Origin of the sequence: Streptomyces sp. NPDC007929 (genome assembly GCF_042959065.1) — a bacterium.
In the GTDB taxonomy this organism is placed as follows: Bacteria; Actinomycetota; Actinomycetes; order Streptomycetales; family Streptomycetaceae; genus Streptomyces.
Map to the genome: position 1 here is coordinate 239,201 of NZ_JBIBKD010000009.1, position 26,053 is coordinate 265,253.

General features: G+C 71.8%; 24 protein-coding genes. 15 read left to right on the forward strand and 9 right to left on the reverse strand.

Translation table 11 applies throughout. From position 1 onward, the window contains the following. Positions 1-85: 85 nt before the first annotated feature. The 5 genes from pheS (at position 86) to ACFZDE_RS29470 (ending at position 7,142) form a co-directional block, all read left to right on the forward strand. Positions 86-1,213: a phenylalanine--tRNA ligase subunit alpha gene (gene pheS / locus ACFZDE_RS29450; RefSeq protein ID WP_391002487.1), complete on the forward strand. Its 1,128-nt coding sequence runs from the start codon at positions 86-88 to the stop codon at positions 1,211-1,213. Further along, positions 1,213-3,726: a phenylalanine--tRNA ligase subunit beta gene (pheT, locus tag ACFZDE_RS29455; protein WP_391204824.1), complete on the forward strand. Its 2,514-nt coding sequence runs from the start codon at positions 1,213-1,215 to the stop codon at positions 3,724-3,726. Before pheS ends, pheT begins: the two co-directional genes overlap by 1 nt. A gap of 153 nt (positions 3,727-3,879) precedes the next feature. Continuing rightward, complete coding sequence (locus ACFZDE_RS29460; protein WP_391204827.1) at positions 3,880-4,896, forward strand: SpoIIE family protein phosphatase; 1,017 nt, start codon at positions 3,880-3,882, stop codon at positions 4,894-4,896. A 267-nt stretch (positions 4,897-5,163) separates the two neighbouring features. After that, positions 5,164-6,504 carry a transcriptional regulator gene (locus tag ACFZDE_RS29465; protein WP_391002481.1) on the forward strand — a complete coding sequence of 447 codons (1,341 nt, stop codon included), beginning with the start codon at positions 5,164-5,166 and terminating at the stop codon, positions 6,502-6,504. Positions 6,505-6,611: 107 nt separating this feature from the next. After that, positions 6,612-7,142 (forward strand): NUDIX domain-containing protein, encoded by a 531-nt coding sequence (locus ACFZDE_RS29470; RefSeq protein ID WP_391002479.1) that lies wholly within the window; start codon positions 6,612-6,614, stop codon positions 7,140-7,142. On the opposite strand, the gene ACFZDE_RS29475 is transcribed toward ACFZDE_RS29470, so the two are convergent. Continuing rightward, on the reverse strand, positions 7,139-7,396 hold the full coding sequence (locus ACFZDE_RS29475; protein WP_031486726.1) for a hypothetical protein: 258 nt from the start codon (positions 7,394-7,396) through the stop codon (positions 7,139-7,141). The genes ACFZDE_RS29470 and ACFZDE_RS29475 overlap by 4 nt on opposite strands. Positions 7,397-7,589: 193 nt before the next feature. Beyond that, on the reverse strand, positions 7,590-8,465 hold the full coding sequence (locus ACFZDE_RS29480) for a 3-hydroxybutyryl-CoA dehydrogenase (RefSeq protein ID WP_391002476.1): 876 nt from the start codon (positions 8,463-8,465) through the stop codon (positions 7,590-7,592). A 179-nt stretch (positions 8,466-8,644) separates the two neighbouring features. Between ACFZDE_RS29480 and ACFZDE_RS29485 the strand changes: the two genes are divergently transcribed. Next, positions 8,645-9,874 carry a family 10 glycosylhydrolase gene (locus tag ACFZDE_RS29485; protein ID WP_391204830.1) on the forward strand — a complete coding sequence of 410 codons (1,230 nt, stop codon included), beginning with the start codon at positions 8,645-8,647 and terminating at the stop codon, positions 9,872-9,874. Between the two features lies 1 nt (position 9,875). On the opposite strand, the gene ACFZDE_RS29490 is transcribed toward ACFZDE_RS29485, so the two are convergent. Together ACFZDE_RS29490 and ACFZDE_RS29495 are read right to left on the reverse strand one after the other, a co-directional pair. Beyond that, positions 9,876-10,076 (reverse strand): DUF1918 domain-containing protein, encoded by a 201-nt coding sequence (locus ACFZDE_RS29490; RefSeq protein WP_391204833.1) that lies wholly within the window; start codon positions 10,074-10,076, stop codon positions 9,876-9,878. A 93-nt stretch (positions 10,077-10,169) separates the two neighbouring features. Further along, a complete protein-coding gene (locus ACFZDE_RS29495; RefSeq protein ID WP_391204835.1) occupies positions 10,170-11,090 on the reverse strand; it encodes an EamA family transporter in 921 nt (306 codons plus the stop codon). Here ACFZDE_RS29495 and ACFZDE_RS29500 point away from each other — a divergent pair. The 3 genes from ACFZDE_RS29500 to ACFZDE_RS29510 all read left to right on the forward strand — a co-directional run bounded on the left by ACFZDE_RS29500 (position 11,089) and on the right by ACFZDE_RS29510 (position 13,674). Further along, positions 11,089-12,525: an aminotransferase class I/II-fold pyridoxal phosphate-dependent enzyme gene (locus ACFZDE_RS29500; RefSeq protein ID WP_391204838.1), complete on the forward strand. Its 1,437-nt coding sequence runs from the start codon at positions 11,089-11,091 to the stop codon at positions 12,523-12,525. The two genes, ACFZDE_RS29495 and ACFZDE_RS29500, sit on opposite strands and share 2 nt — an antisense overlap. 41 nt (positions 12,526-12,566) lie before the next feature. After that, positions 12,567-13,007, forward strand: a complete 441-nt coding sequence (locus ACFZDE_RS29505; protein ID WP_391204841.1) for a GNAT family N-acetyltransferase — start codon at positions 12,567-12,569, stop codon at positions 13,005-13,007. Positions 13,008-13,080: 73 nt separating this feature from the next. Continuing rightward, positions 13,081-13,674, forward strand: a complete 594-nt coding sequence (locus ACFZDE_RS29510; protein ID WP_391204844.1) for a histidine phosphatase family protein — start codon at positions 13,081-13,083, stop codon at positions 13,672-13,674. Here ACFZDE_RS29510 and ACFZDE_RS29515 read toward each other — a convergent pair. Beyond that, the gene (locus ACFZDE_RS29515) at positions 13,656-14,102 is read right to left on the reverse strand and encodes a DUF6314 family protein (protein WP_391204847.1); all 447 of its coding nucleotides are present in this window, start codon (positions 14,100-14,102) and stop codon (positions 13,656-13,658) included. The two genes, ACFZDE_RS29510 and ACFZDE_RS29515, sit on opposite strands and share 19 nt — an antisense overlap. Positions 14,103-14,239: 137 nt before the next feature. Here ACFZDE_RS29515 and ACFZDE_RS29520 point away from each other — a divergent pair, with 137 nt between their 5' ends. The 6 genes from ACFZDE_RS29520 (at position 14,240) to ACFZDE_RS29545 (ending at position 21,806) form a co-directional block, all read left to right on the forward strand. Next, positions 14,240-16,726: an alpha-L-arabinofuranosidase C-terminal domain-containing protein gene (locus tag ACFZDE_RS29520; protein WP_391204851.1), complete on the forward strand. Its 2,487-nt coding sequence runs from the start codon at positions 14,240-14,242 to the stop codon at positions 16,724-16,726. Between the two features lie 246 nt (positions 16,727-16,972). Further along, positions 16,973-18,001 carry an N-acetyl-gamma-glutamyl-phosphate reductase gene (gene argC / locus ACFZDE_RS29525; RefSeq protein ID WP_391004719.1) on the forward strand — a complete coding sequence of 343 codons (1,029 nt, stop codon included), beginning with the start codon at positions 16,973-16,975 and terminating at the stop codon, positions 17,999-18,001. After that, positions 17,998-19,149, forward strand: coding sequence for a bifunctional glutamate N-acetyltransferase/amino-acid acetyltransferase ArgJ (argJ, locus tag ACFZDE_RS29530; protein WP_391204854.1), 1,152 nt, complete (start codon positions 17,998-18,000; stop codon positions 19,147-19,149). The genes argC and argJ overlap by 4 nt, the downstream gene beginning before the upstream one ends. Continuing rightward, a complete protein-coding gene (gene argB, locus ACFZDE_RS29535; RefSeq protein ID WP_391004723.1) occupies positions 19,146-20,057 on the forward strand; it encodes an acetylglutamate kinase in 912 nt (303 codons plus the stop codon). The genes argJ and argB overlap by 4 nt, the downstream gene beginning before the upstream one ends. Continuing rightward, entirely contained in the window at positions 20,054-21,253 is a 1,200-nt protein-coding gene (locus ACFZDE_RS29540) for an acetylornithine transaminase (RefSeq protein ID WP_391004725.1), read from the forward strand. The genes argB and ACFZDE_RS29540 overlap by 4 nt, the downstream gene beginning before the upstream one ends. 7 nt (positions 21,254-21,260) lie before the next feature. Next, positions 21,261-21,806 (forward strand): arginine repressor, encoded by a 546-nt coding sequence (locus ACFZDE_RS29545; protein WP_053668229.1) that lies wholly within the window; start codon positions 21,261-21,263, stop codon positions 21,804-21,806. 189 nt (positions 21,807-21,995) lie between these two features. On the opposite strand, the gene ACFZDE_RS29550 is transcribed toward ACFZDE_RS29545, so the two are convergent. From ACFZDE_RS29550 to ACFZDE_RS29565, 4 genes are all read right to left on the reverse strand, one after another. Further along, the gene (locus ACFZDE_RS29550; RefSeq protein ID WP_391204857.1) at positions 21,996-22,799 is read right to left on the reverse strand and encodes an FAD:protein FMN transferase; all 804 of its coding nucleotides are present in this window, start codon (positions 22,797-22,799) and stop codon (positions 21,996-21,998) included. Further along, positions 22,792-23,844, reverse strand: coding sequence for an FMN-binding protein (locus ACFZDE_RS29555; protein WP_391204860.1), 1,053 nt, complete (start codon positions 23,842-23,844; stop codon positions 22,792-22,794). The genes ACFZDE_RS29550 and ACFZDE_RS29555 overlap by 8 nt, the downstream gene beginning before the upstream one ends. Before the next feature lie 40 nt (positions 23,845-23,884). Then, the gene (locus ACFZDE_RS29560) at positions 23,885-25,267 is read right to left on the reverse strand and encodes a ferredoxin reductase family protein (protein ID WP_355813074.1); all 1,383 of its coding nucleotides are present in this window, start codon (positions 25,265-25,267) and stop codon (positions 23,885-23,887) included. Between the two features lie 80 nt (positions 25,268-25,347). Then, entirely contained in the window at positions 25,348-26,052 is a 705-nt protein-coding gene (locus ACFZDE_RS29565; RefSeq protein WP_391204863.1) for a L,D-transpeptidase family protein, read from the reverse strand. Position 26,053: the final 1 nt, after the last annotated feature.

The following is a 26,053-nucleotide window of genomic DNA, read 5'->3' on the forward strand; positions in this document are numbered from 1 at the left end:
CGGCCGTCGGGGTCGGTGACGGGGACCATCAGCCTGGGGGCACCTCCCAGCGGTAGCTGGGGGACAATCGGAAGCACGGGAAGAGATGTCGGCACCGAATAAGTCGTACGACCCTGTCGAGGTCGAGACGTTGAAACCGGAAGAGATCGAGCGCATGCGGGACGAGGCGCTCGCCGCCTTCGCCGCCGCGGACTCCCTCGACGCGCTCCACGAGGCCAAGGTCGCCCAGACCGGCCCCGCCTCCCCGCTGGCCCTCGCCAACCGCGAGATCGGCGCCCTGCCCCCGCACGCCAAGGCCGAGGCCGGCAAGCGCGTGGGCCAGGCCCGAGGCGCCGTGAACAAGGCCCTCGCCGCCCGCCAGGTGGAGCTCGAGGCCGAGCGGGACGCGCGCGTGCTCGTCGAGGAGGCAGTGGACGTCACGCTGCCCTACGACCGCGTACCGTCCGGCGCTCGGCACCCGCTCACCACCATGATGGAGCGGGTCGCGGACGTCTTCGTGGCCATGGGCTACGAGGTCGCCGAGGGGCCGGAGGCCGAGGCGGAGTGGTTCAACTTCGACGCCCTGAACTTCCTGCCCGACCACCCGGCCCGGCAGATGCAGGACACCTTCTTCGTCCAGGGCCCGAAGGGCACCGACGAGTCCGGGTCCGGCGTTGTCCTGCGCACGCACACCTCCCCGGTGCAGGCCCGCGCGCTGCTCGACCGTGAGCTGCCGGTCTACATCGTCTGCCCCGGCCGGGTGTTCCGCACCGACGAGCTGGACGCCACGCACACGCCCGTCTTCCACCAGATCGAGCTGCTGGCGGTCGACGAGGGCCTGACGATGGCCGACCTCAAGGGCACCCTCGACCACATGGTCCAGGCCCTGTTCGGCGCGGACATGAAGACCCGGCTGCGGCCGAACTTCTTCCCGTTCACCGAGCCCAGCGCCGAGATGGACATGCTCTGCTACGTCTGCAAGGGCGAGTCCATCGGCAACGCCGACCGCCCCTGCCGCACCTGCTCGTCCGAGGGCTGGATCGAGCTGGGCGGCTGCGGCATGGTCAATCCGCGGGTGCTCACCGCCTGCGGCGTCGACCCCGAGAAGTACAGCGGGTTCGCCTTCGGGTTCGGCATCGAGCGGATGCTGATGTTCCGCCACAACGTCGAAGACATGCGAGACATGGTCGAGGGTGACGTCCGGTTCACCCGGCCGTTCGGGATGGAGATCTGATGCGGGTCCCGCTTTCTTGGCTGCGGGAGTACGTCGACCTGCCGGAGACGGAGACCGGTCGTGACGTGCAGGCCAAGCTCATTTCGGCCGGTCTGGAGGTCGAGACCGTCGAGCAGCTCGGCGCCGACCTCAAGGGCCCGCTGGTCGTCGGCCAGGTGGCGACGATCGAGGAACTGACGGAGTTCAAGAAGCCGATCCGCTTCTGCACCGTCGACGTCGGAGGAGCCAACGGCACGGGCGAGCCGCAGGAGATCATCTGCGGCGCCCGCAACTTCGCCGTGGGCGACAAGGTCGTCGTGGCCCTGCCCGGCGCGGTCCTGCCCGGCGACTTCCAGATCGCCGAGCGAAAGACCTACGGCCGGATGTCGCGCGGCATGATCTGCTCCAGCGACGAGCTGAACATGGGCGACGACGGCACCAAGGGCATCATCGTCCTGCCGCCGGAGACCGAGATCGGCAAGGACGCCGTCGAACTGCTGGAACTGGTCGACGAGGTCCTCGACATCGCCGTCACGCCCGACCGCGGCTACTGCCTGTCGCTGCGCGGTGTGGCCCGCGAGACCGCCATCGCCTACGGCCTGCCGCTGCGCGACCCGGCGCTGATCGACGTGCCCGGCCCGAACGCGTACGGCTACCCGGTGCGGGTCTCCGACCCGGTCGGCTGCGACCGCTTCACCGCCCGCACGGTGACCGGCCTCAGCGCCGAGGCGCGCTCCCCGATCTGGCTCCAGCGCCGCCTGCAGAAGGTCGGCATGCGCCCGATCTCGCTCGCCGTCGACGTCACGAACTACGTGATGACGGAGCTCGGCCAGCCCCTGCACGCCTACGACCGCGGTCTGGTCCAGGGCACCATCGGGGTGCGCCGGGCCGAGGCGGGCGAGAAGCTCACCACCCTCGACGGTGTCGAGCGCACACTGGACGCCGAGGACCTGGTCATCACCGACGACCGGGGCCCGATCGGGCTCGCCGGTGTCATGGGCGGCGCCAACACGGAGATCGCCGACCACGACAACCTGGAGAACGCCACGGCGGACGTCGTCATCGAGGCCGCGCACTTCGACGCGGTGTCGATCGCGCGTACCGCCCGCCGTCACAAGCTGTCCTCCGAGGCGTCCCGGCGCTTCGAGCGCGGCGTCGACCCGCAGGCCGCGGCGGCCGCCGCGCAGCGCACCGTCGACCTGCTGGTCCTGCTCGCGGGCGGCACCGCCGAGGCGGGCGTCACCGAGGTCCTCGCCCCGTCCGCGCCGCGCACCATCACCATCCCGGCCGACCACCCGGACAAGGTCGCGGGCGTCGCCTACGGCCGCGAGACCGTCGTGCGCCGCCTCCAGGAGGTCGGCTGCGACGTCTACGGGCAGGACGAGCTGATCGTCACCGTCCCGTCCTGGCGGCCCGACCTCACCGACCCGAACGACCTGGCCGAAGAGGTCATCCGGCTGGAGGGCTACGAGAACCTGCCCTCCACGCTGCCCAAGCCGCCGGCGGGCCTCGGCCTGACCGAGCGGCAGCGGCTGCACCGCCGCGTGGGCCGCGCCCTGGCCGGTGCCGGATACGTCGAGGCGCTGAACTACCCGTTCATCGGCGAGCAGGTCTTCGACCAGCTCGGTCTCGACGCGGACGACCCGGCCCGCCGTGTCGTCAAGCTCAGCAACCCGCTGAGCGACGAGGAGCCCGCGCTGCGCACGACGCTGCTGCCGGGTCTGCTCGCCGCCCTGCGCCGCAACGACGGCCGGGGCTCGCACGACCTCGCGCTGTTCGAGAGCGGTCTGGTCTTCCGGCCGCGTGCGGAGCAGCGGGTGGCGGCCGTGCTGCCGGTCGACGGCCGTCCGACCGACGAACAGCTCGCGGAGCTGAACGCGGCGCTGCCCGAGCAGCCGCGCCACATCGCCGTTGTCCTCGCCGGGGCGCGCGAACAGGCCGGCTGGTGGGGCAAGGGCCGTCCGGCCGACTGGGCCGACGCGGTCGAGGCCGCCCGGTCCGTCGCCCGTGAGGCCGGCGCCGAACTCGTCATCCGCAAGGGCCAGTACGGGCCGTGGCACCCCGGGCGGTGCGCCGAGCTGGTGGTCACGGTGGACGGCGCCGAGCGGGTCGTCGGGCACGCGGGCGAGCTGCACCCGCGGGTCGTGAAGGCCCTCGGGCTGCCCGCGCGCACCTGCGCGATGGAGCTCGACCTGGACGCGGTGGAGAGCGCCGGCGACGCCACCGCGGCGGCACCCCGGATCTCCACGTTCCCCGTCGCCACGCAGGACGTCGCCCTGGTCGTCGACGCGTTCGTGCCGGCCGTGGACGTCGAGGCGGCGCTGCGGGACGGAGCCGGGGAACTGCTGGAGTCCATCCGGCTGTTCGATGTGTACGAGAATGCCGAGCAGCTGGGCGAGGGGCGCAAGTCGCTCGCGTACGCGCTGCGGTTCCGTGCCGCCGATCGGACGTTGACCGTGGACGAGGCTTCCGCGGCTCGGGATGCGGCGGTTGCCCTCGCGGGTGAGCGTGTGGGTGCGGAGTTGCGGAGCTGAGTGCCCGTCCTGAGAGAGGATCAGGTCACCTCACTCGTTTGAGTGGTAAAGGCGGGTGATCTCCCCGTTTTCGGCGTGCTGTCGACAGAATCGGACCGGCCTTCTCGGGCCGGTCCGATTCTGTGTGTCAGGGCCTATTGGGGGGCCATGGGCATGATCCGCGTCAGGGGCCGGGTGCGCCGCCTCGGTCTTCCCCTCGTGTGGGGAGCGGCGGCCGTCGCGTACAAGCTGCTCTGTCCGATCGCCCTGGAGACCGGTCTTCGGGCCCGGATCGTCACCAGCGCCGTGTTCTTCGCCGTCGGCACCGCGCTGTTCCTGCACGCCCGGCACTCGCTGGTGCGGGAGCTGCGGCAGGTGCGCCGGGTCGCGGGCGCCGCGCAGCGCGCGCTGCTGCGGCCGCCGCCCCCGCGGATCGACGGGCTGGACGTGGCCGCCGCCCAGGTGTCGGCGGAGCCCGGCGCCGCCGTCGGGGGCGACCTGTACGAGGTCGTCGCCACCGAGTACGGCGTGCGGGCCGTGATGGGCGACGTACGCGGGCACGGCATCGGCGCGTTCGGGACCGTCGCCGCCGTGCTGGGCTGCTTCCGCGAGGCCGCCCACGACGAGCGGGACCTCGACGGGGTGCTGCGCCGGCTCGATCGCGCCCTGGCCCGCCATCTGCGCCAGGAGCATCCGGCCGGCGCCGCCGAGGAGTTCGTGACCCTGCTCCTGGTGGAGATCCGCCCCGACGGCGAGGTGCTCGCGCTGAACTGCGGCCATCCCTGGCCGTACCTGCTGAGCGGCATCCGGGCGGAGCAACGCGCACCCGGTGACCCGCATCCGCCCCTGGGCCTGTTCCCGCTGCCGCCGGTGCTTGCGACGGTGGGACTCGGCCGTCTGGAGCCCGGCGACGCGTTGTTCCTCTTCACCGACGGCGCGCAGGACGCCCGGGACGCCCGTGACCGCTTCTTCCCCCTGGCGGCCACGCTGTCGAGCGCGGTGGCGGAAGGGCCGCATTTCGCACAGGCGGTCGTCGGCAGGATCTCGACCGCTCTGCGACACCACACCAGGGGCACACCACCGGACGACATCGCGCTGCTGGTACTGAGAAACGGGGAGCCCGCCAACCTGGGGGCGCGTGGAACTGCGCGAACGCCCACGACGCACCCGCAGACCACCACGGCGCCTTAGACACCACGGCGAGAAGACACTGCCGGCGATGCCGTCCGCCCCGCCACGGAGTGTCGGGCAGGCGGCCGGGCGGACGGCGGGTGCGGGCCGCCGCACTGTACGAGGGGGAGCCGGCGGCCCGGCCGGCCTCTTGCGAGGCAATTCAGTCAACCGGCCGGCGACTGTGAGCGACAGTGCGCACACCCTGCGGATTCGAGCACTCCGTTCACACCCCGTGTGAAGGCGGAACCACTAACCTGTCCGCACCGAGCCATCCGGGGGGCCCACATGCAGCCCAACACTCTGCTCGACGCGATCCTGGACGAGGCGGGGATCTCGCACGCGGGGCTGGCCGCACACGTCAACCAGGCGGGACGGGCCCGTGGCCTGTCCTTGCGGTACGAACACACCGCCGTCGCCCGCTGGTTGAAGGGGCAGCGGCCCAGGGGCCAGGTGCCCGACCTGATCTGCGAGGTGCTCGCGGGCCGGCTGCGACGGCAGGTCACCCTCGACGACATCGGCCTCGGCGTGCCCGGCGAGCCGTCCGCCCCGCACACCGGCTCGCTGTCCGGGTTCGTCGAACGGGCCACCGCCCTGTGGCGCTCCGACCAGCAGCAGCGCCCGCACATCCTGGGCGCGCCCGCGCTCACCGGCACGCCCGCCGTGATGCCGGTGTGGGAGTGGGAGAACCCGCCCGAGGACGTGGACGTCTCCCGCGGCGGCCGGCACCGGGTCACCACGGGCGACCTGGAGATGCTGCGGGCCGCCCGGGCGCACTACGAGCAGATGTACCGCAAGGCCGGGGGGATCGCGACGCGGGCCCGGATCGTCGGCTTCCTCAACGCCGAGGCCGCCCCGCTGCTGCGCGGCAGCTACACCGACGAGACCGGCCGTCAACTGCACCGGGCCACCGGCGGGTTGGTGGCGGTCGCCGGCATCTGCGCGTACGACTCCGACGCGCACGGGCTCGCCCAGCGCTACTTCCACCAGGCGCTGCGGCTCGCCAAGGCCAGCGGGGACCGGGGGCTCGGCGCGTATGTGATCGCCCTGCTCGTCAACCAGTCGCTGTTCATGCGGGAGTACCGGCAGTCGGTGGCGTTCGCGGAGGCCGCGCTGCGGGCCGCCGGCAAGCACATCACCCCGGCGCTCGCCTCCGACCTGTACGCGATGCAGGCCAAGGCCTACGCGCATCTCGGCGACGGCACCAGCGCCCTGTCCTGCATCCGGCGGGCCGAGCGGTCCGCCGAGCGCATCCGGCGCGGCTACGAGCCCGACGAGACCGGGTATGTGCAGCCCGGGCTCGTCAACGTGCAGGTGGCGGAGGCGCTGTTGAGCCTCGGGGAGATCGCGGCGGCGGGGGAGCACGCGGCGGCCGCCGTCGACAACCCGGCGCACGACCGCGGCCGGGTGCACCGGCTGGCGATGCTCAGCACCATCGAGCTGCGGCAGGGCAACGCCGACAAGGCGGTGGCCATCGCCGTGCAGATGGCCGAGCAGGCCCGGGGCATGGAGTCGCAGCGGCTGCGCGACCGGCTGCGCGCGGTGCGGGAGCACCTGGTGCGCAGCGGTTGCGCGGGCACGGCCGAGGCGGCCGAACTCATCGACGGGGCCTTGCGCGTACCGTTGTAGGTCCGGGCGGTGGTGCCCGTGTCGCTCCGAGGCGCCACAGCGTGCGCCTGCTCTCCCTCCGTCCCTGCTGCGATATTGCCACTTACTCGACGGAAGGTGGCAGAACCGTGCAGTGGACGAAACACAACGAACAAACTGTGTACTCAAACCGCTGGTTCAGCGTCAATCTCGCGGATGTCGAACTCCCCGACGGCCGGCATCTGGACCACTTCCTCATAAGGCTGCGGCCCGTCGCGGTGGCCACGGTCGTCAACGAGGCCAACGAGGTGCTGCTGCTCTGGCGGCACCGCTTCATCACCGACAGCTGGGGGTGGGAACTCGCGGCGGGGGTGGTCGAGGACGGCGAGGACATCGCCCGCGCGGCCGCCAGGGAACTGGAGGAGGAGACCGGCTGGCGGCCGGGACCCCTGCGCCACCTCATGAGCGTGGAGCCGTCCAACGGGCTCACCGACGCCCGGCACCACGTGTACTGGGCCGACGAGGGCGACTGGGTCGGGCACCCGGTGGACGACTTCGAGTCGGACCGCCGGGAATGGGTGCCCCTCAAGCTCGTCCCCGACATGGTCGCCCGCGGCGAGGTCCCGGCCGCCAACATGGCGGCCGCGTTACTTCTGCTGCACCATCTCAGGCTCGGCTAGTGTCCGATCGCCTGCCAGATCGCCACGACGAGAGCACCCACGGCGGTGAGGGCGGCGACCGCGGGCAGCGGCCAGCGCGTGTGTTCCAGTGTGTGGATCCGGGTGTTCAGCTCGTCCAGTTCCTTGGCGGTCTCCTCGCTGCGGTGCGTGAGCAGAGCCAGCCCGCCCTCCACGCGGGCGTAGGCGACGTCGAGGCGGCGTCGTAACTCTGCGAGTTCTCCGGATACGACGGGATGCTCGGGATCGGCGGTCACGAGTCCGCTCCTTTCCGTGGTCGTTTCACATCCCTTGCATGCGCAGGTGGAGTCAACTCGCCTGGTGGGCGCCTGGGGAGAGTGTGCGACGGGCATATGCGAGCCCGGAGCGCACACGGTGTGTGAATGACGCGGGCCCGGCACCTTCCCGGTGCCGGGCCCGCGCAGATGGCCGGAATCTGACCGTCTGTAATCAGCCGTACGTGTAGAAGCCCGACCCCGTCTTGCGGCCGAGCCGGCCCGCGTCGACCATCCGCTGCAGCAGCGGGGGAGCGGCGTACAGCGGCTCCTTGTACTCCTCGTACATGGACTGGGCGACCGAGGCGACCGTGTCCAGGCCGATCAGGTCGGACAGCTTCAGCGGGCCCATCGGGTGGGCGCAGCCCATCTCCATGCCGTTGTCGATGTCCTCGCGGCTGGCGATGCCCGTCTCGAACATCCGGATCGCGGAGAGCAGGTACGGGATCAGCAGCGCGTTGACCACGAAGCCGGAACGGTCCTGGGCGCGGATGGCGTGCTTGCCGAGCAGCTTCTCGGTGAACAGCTGGGCGCGGCTGATCGTGCCCTCGGACGTGGTGAGCGCCGGGATCAGCTCGACGAGCTTCTGCACCGGGGCCGGGTTGAAGAAGTGGATGCCGATGACCTGGTCGGGCCGCGAGGTCGCCACCGCCAGCTTCACCAGCGGGATCGAGGAGGTGTTGGAGGCCAGGATCGCGTCGGGCCGGGTCACGACCTGGTCGAGCACCTGGAAGATCTCCGTCTTGACCTGCTCGTTCTCGACGACGGCCTCGATCACCAGGTCACGGTCGGCGAACTCGCCGAGGTCCGTGGTGAAGCTCAGGCGGGCCAGCGTGGCCTCCTGCTCCTCCTCGGTGATCTTGCCGCGCTCGGCTGCCTTGGCCAGGGAGGTGAACAGCCGGGTGCGGCCGATCTCCAGGGCCTCGCCGGTGGTCTCGGCGACCATGACGTCCAGGCCGGCCCGGGCGCACACCTCGGCGATGCCCGCGCCCATCTGACCGCAGCCCACGACTCCGACGCGTGCAATGTCTCCCGCTGGGATGTCCGTCACATCGTCCCTTTCGCTGCTGATCCACGTCCGGGCAGGTTCACCGGGTCCCGGCGCCTGCTCCGTTCGAGCACGTTACTCCGAAGTATCGATGATCGATCGCGGGGGGCGGGTCCGCTTCCGGCATGCTGGGTCCGGAGCGATCCGCGACCGGGCGGATCCGCGGCTTTTGGGGCATGCGGATGGGACGAGTCTCACGCAGGGCGTTCGCGGTGGCGGCGCTGTCGGCTTTCACGATGATGCCCCGGGCGTCGGCCGCGCCCGGACACCGGGGCGGGGCGGCGGACTCCGAGATGCGGGGCGTGTGGATCGCGTCCGTGGCCAACCGCGACTGGCCGTCGAAGTCCGGGCTGACCGCGTCGCAGCAGCGCGCCGAACTGCTCACCCATCTCGACACGGCGGCCGGCAACCACCTCAACACCGTGTTCTTCCAGGTCCGGCCCACGGCGGACGCGCTGTGGCCCTCGCCGTACGAGCCCTGGTCGCAGTACCTCACCGGCACCCAGGGCAAGGACCCCGGCTGGGACCCGCTGGGCACCGCCGTGGAGGAGGCCCACGCCCGGGGACTTCAGCTGCACGCCTGGTTCAACCCGTACCGGATCGCCGTGCACGCCGACCCCTCCCGCCTGGCCGCCTCCCACCCCGCGCGCGAGAACCCGCACTGGGTGGTGACGTACGGCGGGAAGCTCTTCTACAACCCGGGGCTGCCCGAGGTCCGCGCCTTCGTCGAGGACGCGATGCTCGACGCGGTGGCCAAGTATCCCGTGGACGGCGTCCACTTCGACGACTACTTCTACCCGTACCCCGTGGCCGGGCAGACCTTCGACGACGACGCGGCCTACGCCGAACACGGCGGCGGCTTCCCGAACCGGGCCGCCTGGCGCCGGGCCAACACCGACCTGCTGGTGCGGGAGACGGCGGACCGCGTCAAGCAGGTCCGGCCGGACGCCCGCTTCGGCATCAGCCCCTTCGGCGTGTGGCGCAACGCCGGGACCGACCCGCTCGGCTCGGACACCAAGGCGGGCGTGCAGACGTACGACGATCTGCACGCGGACACCCGGAAGTGGGTGCGCGAGGGCTGGATCGACTACATCGTCCCGCAGCTCTACTGGAACATCGGCTTCGCCGCCGCCGACTACGCGAAGCTGGTGCCCTGGTGGGCGGAGGTCGCGCGCGGCAGCTCGACGCGGCTCTACGTCGGGGAGGCGCTGTACAAGGCCGGCGATCCGGCGCAGCCCGCGGCGTGGCAGCAGACGGGCGAGCTGTCCCGGCACCTGACGCTGGCCGGACAGCACCCACAGGTGCGCGGGCACGTCTACTTCGCCGCCAAGGACGTGGCGACCGACCGGATCGGGGCGATGGCGCGGGTCGTCGCCGACCACTACGGGCAGCCGGCGCCGCCCCCGCGCTGAGTCATGGCCCGGTGGTGGTCTCCCGGTGCCGGATCTCGGTGTCGGGTCCCGGGGAGCAGATGCCCTCGTGCCCGTCCTCGAACCGGACGCGGAACGGGGGACTGCCCTCGGGGCCGAGCACTTCGACGATCTCGCCGACCTTGTCGTGCTGACCGACCACCCTGCCGTGCTGGACAAGCTGGTCGCCCGCGGTTGCGCGCATCTGGAGCCTCCTCACGAAGTGCGGAGCAGCGGTCCGTGGCCTCCGAGTCTACGGCCGGGGGCGCCGGTCGGCAGTGGCCGTGCGCGCCCCCGCTCAGCCGCGTGATCGCTGTGTGACGGCGATGCAGACCAGCACCGCCGCGGCCGTCAGCGGGGCGGCGACCGTGAGGTGCTCGCCCAGCAGCAGCACCGACCACACCAGTGTGAGCAGCGGCTGGGCGAGCTGCAACTGGCTGGCCTTCGGGATGCCGATGGCCGCCATGCCGCGGTACCAGACGACCAGTCCGACGAACTGCGAACCCGCCGCGACCCACAGCAGGCCGGTGACGCTGTGCGCGGTCAGGTGCACGGGTTCGTGTGCCAGGGCGAGGGCGGCGACCGGCACGGTCAGCGGCAGGCACAGCACCAGCGCCCAGCCGATCACCTGCCAGCCCGGCATGACCCGGGCCAGCCGGCCGCCCTCGGTGTAACCGGCCGCGCAGACCAGCAGCGCGGCGAAGAGGTACAGGTCGGCGGTGGTCAGGGCGCCGCCGCTCTGCTGCACGGTGAAGGCCAGCACCGCCGCCGCGCCCGCCAGGGCCGCGATCCAGAAGGTGCGCGAGGGCCGGGTGCCGACGCGCAGCGCGGAGCAGAGCGCGGTGGTCAGGGGCAGCAGACCGACCACGACGGCCGCGTGCGCGGTGGTGGAGGTCTCCAGCGCCAGCGTGGTCAGCAGGGGGAAGCCGAGGACGACACCGGCCCCGACGACCGCGAGACCCGGCCAGTGCCGCCGGGCGGGCGGCGGCACGCGCAGCGCCAGCAGACAGCCGCCCGCGATCACCGCGGCCAGCACGCTCCGCACGGCGACCAGCGACCAGGGCCCGAAGCCCTCGAGACCCCAGGCGGTGGCCGGGAAGGTGAGGGAGAAGGCGACGACACCGAGGGCGGCCTGGAGCGTGCCGAAGCCGGGACGCTCCGGCTCCGAGGGTGCGACTGCTATCGATGGTGCGGCAGTAGCGCTACTCTGTGCTCTCATGCATGAGCGTAGCAGCGTGGGTGAACTGGCGGAACAGCTGAAGCGGGAGCTTGACCGCTACTCTCCGGGTGGAAAGCTGCCGTCGAGCCGGGCCCTGGTCGAGCGGTTCCGGGTGAGCCCCGTGACGGTGTCCAGGGCGCTGGCGCAGCTCGCCGCCGAGGGGCTCGTGGTCACCCGGCCCGGGGCGGGCGCCTTCCGAGCCCAGGCCCGGACGGCACCGGCCCCCGCCGGGGACACCTCCTGGCAGGAGGTCGCCCTCAGCGCCGACGGCGCGGCCGACCTCGTCCCGCGCTCCGTCGACGCCTCCGGGGTGCTGGTGTCGCTGGCCGCACCGCCGCCCGGCGTGATCGAGTTCAACGGCGGCTATCTGCACCCGTCGTTGCAGCCGGAGCGGGCGATGGCCGCCGCCCTCTCACGGGCGGGACGCCGCCCCGGCGCCTGGGGACGCCCGCCCATGGAGGGGCTGCCGGAACTGCGCGAGTGGTTCGCACGCGGCATCGGCGGCTCCTTCACCGCCGCCGAGGTGCTGATCACCGCGGGCGGGCAGTCCGCGCTCACCACCGCCCTGCGCGCCCTCGCCCCACCCGGCGCACCCGTCCTGGTCGAGTCGCCCACCTACCCCGGCATGCTCGCCATCGCCCGGGCCGCCGGTCTGCGCCCGGTGCCGGTCCCGGTGGACGCCGACGGCGTGAAACCGGCGCTGCTCGCCGACGCCTTCCGCGCCACCGGCGCCCCGGCCCTCGTCTGCCAGCCGCTCTTCCAGAACCCCACCGGCGCGGTCCTCGCGCCCGAGCGGCGTGCCGAGGTGCTGCGCATCGCCCGTGAGGCCGGCGCGTTCGTCGTCGAGGACGACTTCGTGCGCAGGCTCGTGCACGAGGACGCCGGGCCCCTGCCGCGCCCGCTGGCCGCCGACGACCCCGACGGTGTCGTCGTCCACGTCTGCTCGCTGACCAAGGCGACCTCGCCGAGCTTCCGGGTGAGTGCCCTGGCCGCGCGCGGGCCGGTGCTGGAGAGGCTGCGCGCCATCCAGGTGGTCGACACGTTCTTCGTACCGCGCCCGCTCCAGGAGGCCGCACTCGAACTCGTCGGCTCACCCGCCTGGCCGCGTCATCTGCGGGCCGTCTCGGCCGAGTTGCGGACCCGGCGGGACGCGATGACCAGCGCCCTCGCCCTGCACCTGCCGGAGCTGGCCCTGCCGCACATCCCCTCCGGCGGCTACCACCTCTGGCCCCGCCTGCCCGACGGCACCGACGAGTCGGCCCTGACCTCCGCGGCCCTGCGCGCCGGCGTCGCCCTCACCCCCGGCCGCCCGTACTTCAGCGCCGAACCCCCGGCCGCGCACCTGAGGCTCAGCTTCGCCGCGGTCGCCGGAACCGGGGAGATCGCCGAGGGCGTACGACGGCTGCGCGGGGCCTGCGACGAGGTGCTGGGATAACCGCTCGACGCTCCCGCGGGCGGGCTGCGAGCATCGCGGACATGACCGACACGCCGAGCCTGCCCGAGGGCTACGAGATCTCCACCGACCCCGGCCGCGTCGACCGCGAGCGCGTGCATTACTGGCTGTCCACCGACGCCTACTGGGCGCTGGGACGCACCCGCGAGAAGCAGGACCGGGCGATCGAGGGCTCGCTCAACTTCGGCGTCCACGAGACGGTGTCGGGGGAGCAGGTCGCCTACGCCCGGGTGATCACCGACCGGGCGACCTTCGCCTGGCTGTGCGACGTGTACGTCGACCCGTCCGTGCGCGGCAAGGGCGTCGGCAGCGCGCTCGTGGCCGCCGTACGGGAGGAGACGCGGCAGTACGGCGTGCGTCGCGTACTCCTCGCCACGCACGACGCGCACGGGGTGTACGCGAAACTCGGGTTCGCGCCGCTGGAGCGGCCCGAGCACTGGATGGCGCTCATCTTCGGCCAGTGAGGGCGGGCACACCCTCGGTAACTCGTAGGTAACACCTCTTGACCTGCCCACTTGCTGCGCCCACGATCGCCGCATGCCACTTCGGGTCACGTTCGTCGCCTCCGCGCGCAGCTCTCCGCTGCTCGCCGAGCGTTTCGAGGACCACCGGCCGCTGGACCAGGCCGGCTGGGCCGAGGTGGAGCGCCTCGCCCAGGAGCTGCTGCCGCTCGCCGCGGCGGAACTGCGCTACTGCTCGCCGACTCCGCGCAGCCGGTCGACGGGGGAGGGGCTCGGGTACGCGCCGCTGGTCCAGCTGGGCCTGCGCGACTGCGACATGGGCCGGTGGCGCGGACTGACCCTCGGCGAGGCGATGTCCCGGGAGCCGGATGCCGTGGACGCCTGGCTCGCCGACCCCCGCGCCACCCCGCACGGCGGTGAGTCGCTGGTCGACTTCATCACCCGGGTCGGCGGCTGGCTCGACACCCGGCCCGTCGAGGACGGCTGCCGGGTGGTGGCGGTGGCCGAACCGTCCGTGATCCGGGCCGCCCTGGTGTACGCCCTGAAGGCGCCGCCCTCGACGTACTGGAACATCGACGTCCGACCGCTGTCGACGACCGCCGTGACGGGCCGGGCCGGCCGCTGGAACCTGCGCCTGGACGGGGCGTCCGCTCAGCCCTCGCGCGCGTAGTCGGTCCGCAGGACCAGGTCCTTGGCGGGCCCGCCGACGCGCCACACCGTCCGCCAGTGGCCCGGGTCGTGGACCGTGAACTCGCCTCGGTAGAGGTCCGCCGAGCAGGGATGGTCGGCGACATGGCGGCCGGACGTCAGATCCAGGTCGTGGAACGGCCGTCCGTCGGCGAACAGAACCTGCGCCGTGCCGCCCGGGCCCCGCAGAAACCGCAGCGTCCGCTCGGCGGGCCGGGCGACACCCTGCCAGACGAAGGTGCCCGACTCGTGATGCAGCAGCCCGCCGGACGCCTCTGCGTCCTCGCGGAACGCGGTGGTCCCGGTGAACTCGCCCTCCGCGCCGCTCGCGAGATCCCGTACCGACCGTGACACCCGCCAGCGCCCGGCCAGATACGCCAACGCGTCCGGCACTGGCCAGAACTCGCCCATCCTGCCCCGCTCTCCGTCCCAGGCGTTCCTACGCGACCCATTGACGCGCATCCGCCCCCTCCCTATCTTGCCGTTCGAAGTGCTGATCAATGTCTGATATTTCGAACACTCCTCTACCAGAGAGCCGCGGAGTATCCATGCCACGCACCGCCGCCCGCACCCGATGGAGACTGGGTCTCACGACCACCGCCCTCCTGACGGCAGCGGCCCTCGTACCGGCCCCCGCGCACGCCGAGGACGTCACCGACTACGCGATCACCGTCGACCCGTCCGCCCAGGGCGCGAAGATCGACGACACGATGTACGGCGTCTTCTTCGAGGACATCAACCGGGCCGCCGACGGCGGTCTGTATGCCGAGCTCGTGCAGAACCGGTCCTTCGAGTACTCCACCGCCGACAACAGCTCCTACACGCCCCTGACCTCCTGGTCGGTGGGCGGCACGGCCCAGGTCGCCAACGACTCCGGGCGGCTCAACGAACGCAACCGCAACTACCTTTCCCTGGGCGCCGGTTCGTCCGTCACGAACTCCGGCTACAACACAGGCATCCGGGTCGACAAGGGTAAGCGGTACGACTTCTCCGTGTGGGCCCGTGCCGCGAGCGGCAGCACGCTCACCGTTTCGCTGAAGGACGCCGCGGGCAGCCTGGCCACCGCCCGCCAGGTCGCGGTGAAGGGCGGCTGGGCCAAGTACAAGGCCACCTTCACGGCGACCCGCACGAGCAACCGCGGCCGTCTCGCCGTCGCCTCGACGGACGCGGCCGCCCTCGACGAGGTGTCGCTCTTCCCGCGCGAGACGTACAAGAACCAGCCGAACGGCCTGCGCAAGGACCTCGCCGAGAAGATCGCCGCCCTGAAGCCGGGCTTCGTGCGCTTCCCCGGCGGCTGCCTGGTCAACACCGGCTCCATGGAGGACTACAGCGAGGCCTCCAACTGGCAGCGCAAGCGCAGCTACCAGTGGAAGGACACCGTAGGCCCGGTCGAGGAGCGCGCCACCAACGCCAACTTCTGGGGCTACAACCAGAGCTACGGCCTCGGCTACTACGAGTACTTCCGCTTCTCCGAGGACATCGGCGCCATGCCGCTGCCCGTCGTCCCTGCCCTGGTGACCGGCTGCGGCCAGAACAAGGCCACCGACGACGAGGCGCTGCTCAAGCGGCACATCCAGGACGCCCTCGACCTCATCGAGTTCGCCAACGGACCGGCGACCTCCACGTGGGGCAAGGTGCGCGCGCGGATGGGCCACCCCAAGCCCTTCCACCTGACCCACATCGGGGTCGGCAACGAGGAGAACCTCCCGAAGGAGTTCTTCGCCCGCTTCGAGCGGTTCCGGACGGCCATCAAGGCGAAGTACCCGGACATCACCGTCATCTCCAACTCGGGGCCGGACGACGCCGGCACGACCTTCGACACCGCCTGGCAGCTGAACCGCGAGGGCAAGGTCGACATGGTCGACGAGCACTACTACAACAGCCCGAACTGGTTCCTCCAGAACAACGACCGCTACGACTCCTACGACCGCAAGGGCCCCAAGGTCTTCCTCGGCGAGTACGCCTCCCAGGGCAACGCCTGGAAGAACGGCCTGTCCGAAGCCGCCTTCATGACCGGCCTTGAGCGCAACGCGGACGTCGTGAAGCTCGCCTCGTACGCCCCGCTGCTCGCCAACGAGGACTACGTCCAGTGGCGGCCGGACATGATCTGGTTCAACAACCGGGCCTCCTGGAACTCGGCCAACTACGAGGTCCAGAAGCTGTTCATGAACAACGTCGGCGACCGCGTGGTCCCCTCCAGGGCCACCGGTACCCCGAACGTCAGCGGTCCCATCACCGGCGCCGTCGGCCTGTCGACGTGGGCGACCAGCGCCGCGTACGACGACGTGAAGGTCACCTCCGCCGACGGCTCGACCCTGTTCGGCGACGACTTCTCCGGTGACGCCTCGAAGTGGAAGCACAACGGCACCGGCAGCTGGAGCGTTCAGGACGGGGCCTACGCCCAGACCGACACCGCCGCCGAGAACACCATGGTCACGGCGGGCGACCCGGCCTGGAAGGACTACGACCTGCATGTGAAGGCCACCAAGAAGTCCGGCAAGGAGGGCTTCCTGGTCGCCTTCGGCGTCAAGGACACCGGCAACTACTACTGGTGGAACCTGGGCGGCTGGAACAACACCCAGTCCGCGATCGAGCAGGCCGTGGACGGTGGCAAGGGCACCCTGATGACGAAGGCCGGGTCGATCGAGACGGGCCGGGCCTACGACATCGACATCAAGGTGCGCGGCCGCCAGGTCACCCTGTTCCTCGACGGCAAGGAGTGGGGCAGCTTCAAGGACGACAAGCCGGCCGAGCCGTTCCGCCAGGTCGTCACCAAGGGCGCCCGGACCGGTGACCTGATCGTCAAGGTCGTCAACGCCCAGTCGGTCGAGGCCCGTACCGCCGTCGACCTCGGTGGCGCCAAGGTCGCCTCCACGGCCCGCGTCACCACGCTGGCCGCCGACGAGACGGCCGTGAACACCGAGACGGACACCCCGGTGGCGCCGGTGACGTCCACCTTCCGGGGCGTGGCCGGGAAGTTCACCTACACGTTCCCGGCGAACTCGGTGACGTTCCTGAGGATCAAGCAGAAGTAGCACCCGCCGGTGTGGGCCGCCGTCCCCCGGCAGCGGCCCACACCGTGGGAATCACTGGTAGCACAGCCCGTTGCAGGACCAGGGACATCAGGTCATGCGTGCCGCAGTATGAGTCACCACCTGAAGCGCTGACCCGCCGCCCGCCGCCCGCCGCCCGCCGCGTCGCCCCTGTCCCGTGTCGCCATGAATGGGATTGCATAAACGTGCGGAGAAACGTATAGTCATGCCCTCTAAGGAGGAGGATCCATGGCGGTACGAGCGGCAGTGGCCGGAGCGAGTGGGTACGCGGGCGGGGAACTGCTCCGTCTGCTCCTGGCACACCCCGAGGTCGAGATCGGCGCCCTGACCGGCAACTCGAACGCGGGACAGAGGCTCGGTGCGCTCCAGCCCCACCTGCTGCCCCTGGCCGGCCGGGTGCTCCAGGAGACCACCCCCGAGGTCCTCGCCGGGCACGATGTCGTCTTCCTCGCACTGCCGCACGGGCAGTCCGCCGCCGTCGCCGAGCAGCTCGGCCCGGACGTGCTCGTCGTCGACATGGGCGCCGACTTCCGGCTGACCGACGCCGCGGCCTGGGAGCGCTTCTACGGCTCCCCGCACGCCGGAACCTGGCCCTACGGCCTTCCCGAACTGCCGGGTGCCCGCGCCGCGCTGGAGGGGTCCAAGCGCGTCGCGGTGCCCGGTTGCTACCCCACCGCCGTCTCCCTCGCCCTCTTCCCGGCGTACGCGGCGGGCCTGGCCGAACCCGAGGCCGTGATCGTCGCCGCGTCCGGCACCTCCGGCGCGGGCAAGGCACCCAAGCCGCACCTGCTCGGCAGCGAGGTCATGGGCTCGATGTCCCCCTACGGCGTCGGCGGCGGGCACCGGCACACCCCCGAGATCACCCAGAACCTCAGCGCGGCGGCGGGAAAGCCGGTCTCCGTGTCCTTCACACCGACCCTCGCGCCGATGCCCCGCGGCATCCTCGCCACGTGCAGCGCCAAGGCCGCCGACGGCGTCACCGGCGAGTCCTTGCGCGCCGCCTACGAGAAGGCCTTCGCCGACGAGCCGTTCGTACACCTGCTCCCCGAGGGCCAGTGGCCCGCCACGGCGTCCGTCCACGGTTCCAACGCCGTTCAGGTGCAGGTCGCGCACGACGCGGAGGCCGGCCGGATCATCGTGATCAGCGCCATCGACAACCTCACCAAGGGCACCGCGGGCGGTGCCGTCCAGAGCATGAACATCGCCCTGGGTCTCGACGAGACCACCGGACTGACGACGATCGGAGTTGCGCCGTGAGTGTGACGGCAGCAAAGGGATTCACGGCGGCGGGCATCGCCGCCGGGATCAAGGAGAACGGCAACCCCGACCTGGCCCTCGTGGTCAACACCGGCCCCCGCCGCGCCGCCGCGGCCGTGTTCACCTCCAACCGTGTGAAGGCCGCGCCGGTCCTGTGGTCCGAGCAGGTGCTGAAGAGCGGCCAGGTCTCCGCCGTCGTCCTCAACTCCGGTGGCGCCAACGCCTGTACGGGCCCCAAGGGCTTCCAGGACACTCACGCCACCGCCGAGAAGGCCGCCGAGGTCCTCGGCCGCGGCGCCATCGAGGTGGCCGTCTGCTCCACCGGCCTCATCGGCGTGCTGCTCCCCATGGACAAGCTGCTCCCGGGCATCGAGACGGCCGCCGCGTCCCTGAGCGAGCACGGCGGGGAGAAGGCCGCCATCGCCATCAAGACCACCGACACCGTCCACAAGACGTCCGTCGTCACCAAGGACGGCTGGACCGTCGGCGGCATGGCCAAGGGCGCGGGCATGCTCGCCCCCGGCCTCGCCACCATGCTCGTCGTCCTCACCACCGACGCGGCCCTGGACAGCGACGTCCTGGACCAGGCCCTGCGCGCCGCCACCCGCACGACCTTCGACCGGGTCGACTCCGACGGCTGCATGTCCACCAACGACACCGTGCTGCTGCTCGCCTCCGGCTCCGCCGAAGTCAGCCCCGCCTACGAGGAGTTCGCCGAGGCCGTACGGCAGGTCTGCGACGACCTCGGCCAGCAGCTCATCCGGGACGCCGAGGGCGCGAGCAAGGACATCAAGGTCGAGGTGATCAACGCCGCGACCGAGGACGACGCCGTCGAGGTGGGCCGCTCCATCGCCCGCAACAACCTCCTCAAGTGCGCCATCCACGGCGAGGACCCGAACTGGGGCCGCGTCCTGTCCGCCATCGGCACCACCCAGGCCGCCTTCGAGCCCGACCGGCTCAACGTCGCCATCAACGGCGTCTGGGTCTGCAAGAACGGCGGCGTCGGCGAGGACCGCGACAAGGTCGACATGCGCTACCGCGAGGTGCACGTCGTCGCCGACCTCGCCGCCGGGTCCGAGACCGCCACCATCTGGACCAACGACCTCACCGCCGACTACGTCCACGAGAACAGCGCGTACTCGTCATGACCAGTCCGACGCGGAAGCACACCGCGCTCCCCAAGGCGCAGATCCTCATCGAGGCCCTGCCCTGGCTGGTCCGGCACAACGGCAAGACGGTCGTCATCAAGTTCGGCGGCAACGCCATGATCGACGAGGACCTCAAGGCCGCCTTCGCCCAGGACGTCGTGTTCCTGCACCACGCCGGCCTCAAGCCCGTCGTCGTGCACGGCGGTGGCCCGCAGATCAGCGCCGCCCTCGACCAGCACGGCATCGTCAGCGAGTTCAAGGCCGGCCTCCGGGTGACCACCGAGGACGCCATGGACGTCGTACGGATGGTGCTGGCCGGGCAGGTCCAGCGCGAACTGGTCGGGCTGCTCAACCGGCACGGGCCGCTCGCCGTCGGCCTCACCGGCGAGGACGCCCACACCATCAGCGCCACCAAGCACCAGCCCGAGATCGACGGCGAACTCGTCGACATCGGGCGCGTGGGCGAGATCACCGCGATCGACACCGGCGCCATCGAGGCCCTGCTCGCCGACGGCCGCATCCCGGTCGTCTCGTCGATCGCCCGCTCCCAGGACGACGGACATGTCTACAACGTCAATGCTGATACGGCGGCTGCGGCACTCGCTGCTGCACTGGGCGCCGAAACCCTCATGGTCCTCACCGACGTCGAGGGCCTCTACGAGGACTGGCCGCACAGCGACGAGGTGATCAGCCGCCTCACCGCCAGCGAACTGGAACGGCTGCTGCCGGACCTGTCGTCCGGCATGGTGCCCAAGATGGAGGGCTGCCTGCACGCCGTACGGGGCGGCGTCACCACCGCCCGCGTCATCGACGGCCGGGTCCAGCACTCGATCCTGCTGGAGATCTTCACCGACGAAGGCATCGGCACGATGGTCGTGGCCGACGAGCACGAGGGGGAAGCCGTATGACCGCCCATCAGGAGTACGCCCAGCGGTGGCAGGGCGCACTCATGAACAACTACGGCACCCCGCTGCTGCCCCTGGCACGCGGCGAGGGCACCAAGGTCTGGGACGCCGACGGCACCGCCTACCTCGACTTCGTCGGCGGCATCGCCACCAACGCCCTCGGCCACGCCCACCCGGCCGTCGTCGAGGCCGTCAGCCGCCAGATCGGCTCCCTCGGTCACATCTCCAACTTCTTCATGGCCGAGCCCACCGTCGCCCTCGCCGAGCGGCTGCTCAACCTGTTCGGCCGGGACGGCAAGGTCTTCTTCTGCAACTCCGGCGCCGAGGCCAACGAGGCCGCCTTCAAGATCGGCCGGCTGACCGGCCGCACCCATGTCGTCGCCACCGAGGGCGCCTTCCACGGGCGGACCATGGGCGCCCTGGCCCTGACCGGCCAGGCCGGCAAGCGCGAACCGTTCCTGCCGCTGCCCGGCGACGTCACCCACGTGCCGTTCGGCGACGCGCAGGCCCTGGCCGCGGCGGTGACGGAGGAGACGGCGCTCGTCGTCCTGGAGCCGATCCAGGGCGAGCTCGGCGTCGTCGTACCACCCGCCGGATACCTCAAGGCCGCCCGGGCCATCACGGCCGCGACCGGGGCACTGCTCGTCCTCGACGAGGTGCAGACCGGCATCGGCCGGACCGGGCACTGGTTCGAGTACCAGGCGCACGAGGGCGTCCTGCCCGACGTCGTCACCCTCGCCAAGCAGCTCGGCGGCGGACTGCCGCTCGGCGCGACCGTCGCCTTCGGGCGGGCCGCCGACCTGCTCCAGCCCGGCCAGCACGGCACGACCTTCGGCGGCAACCCCGTGGCCTGCGCCGCCGGGCTCGCCGTCCTCGACACCATCGAGAACGAGGGGCTGCTGGAGAACGTCAAGCGGCAGAGCGAGCGGCTCCGGGACGGAATCGAGGGCCTCGGCCATCCATTGATCGATTTCGTCCGGGGTACGGGACTGCTCCTGGGTATCGTGCTCACCGAGCCGCTCGCGCCGCAGGTGCGCCAGGCGGCTCAGGAGGCCGGATTCCTGGTGAACGTGCCCGCCCCCGACGTCGTACGGCTGATGCCGCCGCTGAACCTCGGCGACGACGAGGTGGACGCGCTTCTCGGGGCGCTGCCCGGCATCCTCCAGGCAGTGAGCGGGGACGGACGATCCGGGGAATGAGACGACGATGAGCCAGGCGCAGGACCACGAGCAGCCGGGAGCGAACGGGCCCGCCGTGCCGCAGACCCGCACCGCCCGGCACCGCCGGATCGTGGACATCCTCAACCGGCAGCCGGTCCGCTCGCAGAGCCAGCTGGCGAAGCTGCTCGCCGACGACGGACTGAGCGTCACGCAGGCGACGCTCAGCCGGGACCTGGACGAGCTGAACGCGGTGAAGATCCGCAATGCCGACGGCGACCTGATCTACGCGGTGCCCAGCGAGGGCGGGTTCCGTACGCCCCGGGCGCCGCTGGGCGGGTCGGCGAAGGAGGAGCGGATGCGGCGGCTCTCGCAGGAGCTGCTGATCTCCGCGGAGGCCTCGGCGAATCTCGTGGTGTTGCGTACGCCCCCGGGGGCGGCTCAGTTCCTCGCCTCGGCGATCGACCAGGCCGAGCTGCACGACATCCTCGGGACGATCGCGGGTGACGACACGCTGATGCTGATCAGCAGGGATCCGACGGGTGGGCAGGCCCTGGCGGATCATCTGCTGAGGCTGGCGCAGAACGGGCATTGAGGGTCGTCGTTCGGGTGCGGGTGAGCCGTGGCTGATCGCGCAGTTCCCCGCGCCCCTTAGGGCGTCCGCCCCAGCTGCGGGCATGCGTGCCGCCGCCGCTGCGGGCATGCGTGCCGCTAGGGGCGGCACGGGTGGGCGCAGCGGCACCCCGTTCCGCCGGGTTGCGGACCCCCCGCCCCCAGCCGGAACCTACCCCAGCCTCGCCGCCAACCCGCCAGTGCAGCGCACCTCGTCGCCGGCCGTGATCAGCAGGGCCTCGACATCCGGCAGGGACTCCAGCCACGCCAGCCCTTCCCGCGACCCCATCGCGAACGCAGCCGTGGCCCAGCAGTCCACCCACGTCAGCCGAGGGCCCACCACCGTGACGGACACCAGGTCGGTCACGGCTGAACGCCCCGTCCGGGGATCGACGATGTGGTCCCCCCGCTCCGCCGTACCGGACGTGGCCACGGACAGCTCCCCGACCCCCGCCGCCGAGACGACCGCCGCCAGACCCCCCGGACGCAACGGGTCGGCCACCCCCACCCGCCACGGCCGCTGCCCACCCGGCGTCCCGAGCAACTGCACATCCCCGCCGCCGTTGAGGTTCACCCCGCACACCCCGGGCACCTCCGCCAGCAGCCGAGCCGCTCGCTCGACCGCCCAGCCCTTGACGATGCCGGTCGGGTCGAGGTGGCCCTCGTACGACGTGCTGAACCAGCCCTCGCTCAGACGCTCCGCCTCCGCGGCCAGCTCCAGCACCTCACCGACCTCGGGATCGCACTCCGCGACGGTCACCTCCCCACGCCGCAACCGTGAGATCTGGCTGTCCTCCCGGTACGTGCTGAACACCTCGTCGACCCGGTGCAACCCGGCGACGGCCTCGTCGAGGGCCGCGCGCACGGCGGCCGGTTCCCCGCCGCGGACGTCGAAGGAGAAGACGGTCCCCATCGTCTCCTCGGCATGACGTACCGCGGCGGGAGCCTGTGCGGAGTCGGCCACCGTGTCAGCCACCGGCCTGGTCCAGCGCCGACTGGAGGGACTCCTTGTACCCGGCGCTGGTGTACGTCGCACCGGACACGGCGTCGATCTGCGCGTTCCCGGCCGCCACGGCCGCCTGGTTGAGACGGGGGACGGACGAGGACGTGACCTGGTCGCTGCGGCCGCCCTTCGGCGCCTGGACCGCCTCGGCCTTGGTGATCTTCCCGCCGGTCACGGTCACTCGTACCTGGACCGGCCCGTACTGCGTCTGCACCGCACCGCCGGTGAGGGTCTGGGTCGTGGCCTTGCCGCCCCCCGAGCCCTGCCGCGCTCCGCCGGACGGCGCCTTGGCCTTGTCGAGCGCCGACTGAAGCGACTTCTTGTACCCCGCGCTGGTGTACGTCGCCCCCGAGACCGCGTCCACGTCCGCGCTCCCGGCCGCCACGGCCGCCTGGTTGAGGCGCGGCACCGAGCTGGCCGTGACCTGGTCGCTGCGGCCGCCCTTCGGCGCCTGGACCGCCTCGGCCTTGGTGATCTTCCCGCCGGTCACGGTCACCCGCACCTGGACCGGCCCGTACTGCGTCTGCGCGACATCGCCGGTCAGAGTCTGCGCGCCGCCCGCCCCCTGCTGGGCCCCGCCCGACGCCTTCGCCTTGTCCAGGGCCGACTGGAGGGACTTCTTGTAACCGGCGCTGGTGTACGTCGCCCCGGAGACCGCGTCGATCTCCGCGCTCTGCGCCGCCACCACCGCCTGGTTCAGCCGCGGCACCGAGCTCGCCGTGATCTGGTCGCTGCGGCCGCCCTTGGGCGCCTGGACCGCCTCGGCCTGGGTGATCTTGCCGTTGTTCATCGTCAGCCGGACCTGCACGGCGCCGTACTGCGTCTGCGCCGCGTCACCGGTGACCGCGCCGTTCACGCCGCCCTGTGGGGCCTGCCCGGCCGCCGCCGGCGGTGCCTGCCCCGCCGCCTGGGCGGAGCCCGGGTCGGAGGCCGGCTTCAGCGACAGCAGCAGCACGATCCCGGAGACGGTGGCTGCGCCGGCGAGCACGGCACGCCGGACGGGGTGAGACTTCCTCATCGTTTCCCAAACTCCTGAAGGGCTGTTGGTGTCCCGTCGCTCACATCTCGAACGACTCGTGATGGATACGGCGGGCGGGCACGCCCGCGCCGCGCAGTGCCTCGTAGACCGACTGGGCGAAGCCGGGCGGCCCGCACATGAAGACGTCGTGGTCGTCGATGTCCGGGATCTTGCGCTGGAGGGACTCCGCCGAGATGTCGGGGCGTTCGCCCTCCGGGCTGTTGACGGCGTACATCAGCCGGGCGCCGCGCTCGTCGGCGATCTTGGCGAGCTCGCCCCACAGGGCCAGGTCCTGGGTGGTGTTGGCCCGGTAGAGCAGCGTGATGTCGCCGGACGCGCCCGGCAGCGTCTCGAACAGCGCCCGCATCGGGGTGATACCGACCCCGCCCGCGACCAGCAGCACCTTGCCGCGGCTGCGCCGCTGCGCGGTCATCGCGCCGTACGGACCCTCGGCCCACACCTTGGTGCCGGGTTCGAGGTCACGCAGCCGGGAGGTGTGGTCGCCGATCGCCTTGACCGTGATGCGCAGCATGTCCGGGCGCGGCGCGGCCGACAGGGAGTAGGGGTGGGAGCTGAAGCGCATGCCGGGCGCCTTGAACCGCCAGCGGAAGAAGTGCCCGGCCTCCGCGCCCATCCGGTGCAGCTTGCGCCCGCTGATCAGCACGGACACGATCCCCGGGGTCTCCTCGATGACCGCGGCGACGCGCATGCGGTGACGCAGGTTGAGCCGGATCGGGGTGAGGATCCGGTACCAGACGACCAGCGCGGTGACCACGCCGTAGAGCCCGTACCAGAAGGTCTTGGCGGCGGGCTCGACGGCGAACTCGTTGCCGGTGGTGATCTGGTGCCAGAACGTCAGGTACACCGCCGCGTACGTGAGCAGGTGCACGTGGTACCAGGTGTCGTAGCCGATCAGGCGGCGCACCCCGCCGATCGACAGGATGCCGATGAGGAACAGCAGGCCCGTGCCGATGGCGGCCTTGCCCATGTCCGGCAGCTGGTTGATGGAGTCGGTCGTCTGCTGGACGATGTCGCCGAGTCCCTTGCCCGCCTGGAGGGCGTAGCCCCACATGATGAGGAAGACATGGGCGAGGACCAGGCAGAGCGTGTAGCGGCCGGTCATGGCGTGCCAGCGCGCGACCCGGTCGGTGCCCACCCGGCGCTCCAGCGCGGGTACCCGGGCCATCTGCAGCACCACCAGCGCCATGAGGTAGCCGGCGAGCAGGCCGGTGATCCGGCCCGCGGCCAGGATCTTGCTCGTGTTGTCCGCGAGGGACGGTGTGTTGTCCCACCACAGCCACAGTACGGCCGCCGCGCCGGCCCACAGGGCGATCAGCAGCGGGACGGCCGGGGAGCGGCGCGGGCGGATGCGGCGCATCGTCTGGCGGCGGGCGGCACGTCCGCCTGCGAGCGTGGTGGTCACGGTTCCTCCGTGGGGACTTGACCCTTGGCCCACAGATACGTGCCGCGGCACGGGAGTGTTCAGCCGTGGTCGCCCTGCCGTCAGAGCCGGGTGACGGCCGTGCTGCCGCCGCGCGTCCCCACGGCGATGTGCGGCCGCCGCGCGGGGTCGGCCCAGCGCAGGATCCGCTTCATCGCGCCCTCGGGGACGGAGACACAACCGGCCGTCGCCCCACGCCCGTTCACATGGAGGAAGATGCCCGCGCCCCGCCCCCGCACGGGACGCTCGTAGTTGAAGCCGATGACGAGCGCGTGCGCGTACTGCGCGCGGTACGTGATCAGGTGCTCGGCCTCGGCGGCCCGGCAGTCGGCCGCGCGGGGCTCGCTCCAGCGGTTGTAGGAGCGGGAGTCGTTGTCCTGGCACCACCAGGAGTCCTCGTGCACCCGGCGGTAGGGGTAGGCCGTCCCGGGCGGCGCCGCCTCGATGCCGAAGGCGTACGGCAGGCCGTAGAGGCCGGTGGGTGTGGTGTTCGTCCCCTGCGTGCGCGTGGCGCCGGCGGCGAGGCCCTTCGCCCCGAACCGGGCGGGCGCCGAACCCCTCTGCACCCAGCGTCCGCCCTGACGGTCCCACCACGTCACCGTGCCCGTCGTCGAGGCCCGCTTCGGGGCCACCGCGGTGATCAGCTGGGTGCCGCCGCCGGTGTCCGCCATCCGGGCCGGCAACGGCGGCGACGCGGGGGCGGGCGGCGGTCCGGCGCCGAGCACGGCCAGGGCACAGAGGGCGAGGGCGACGGCACCGGGGCGCATG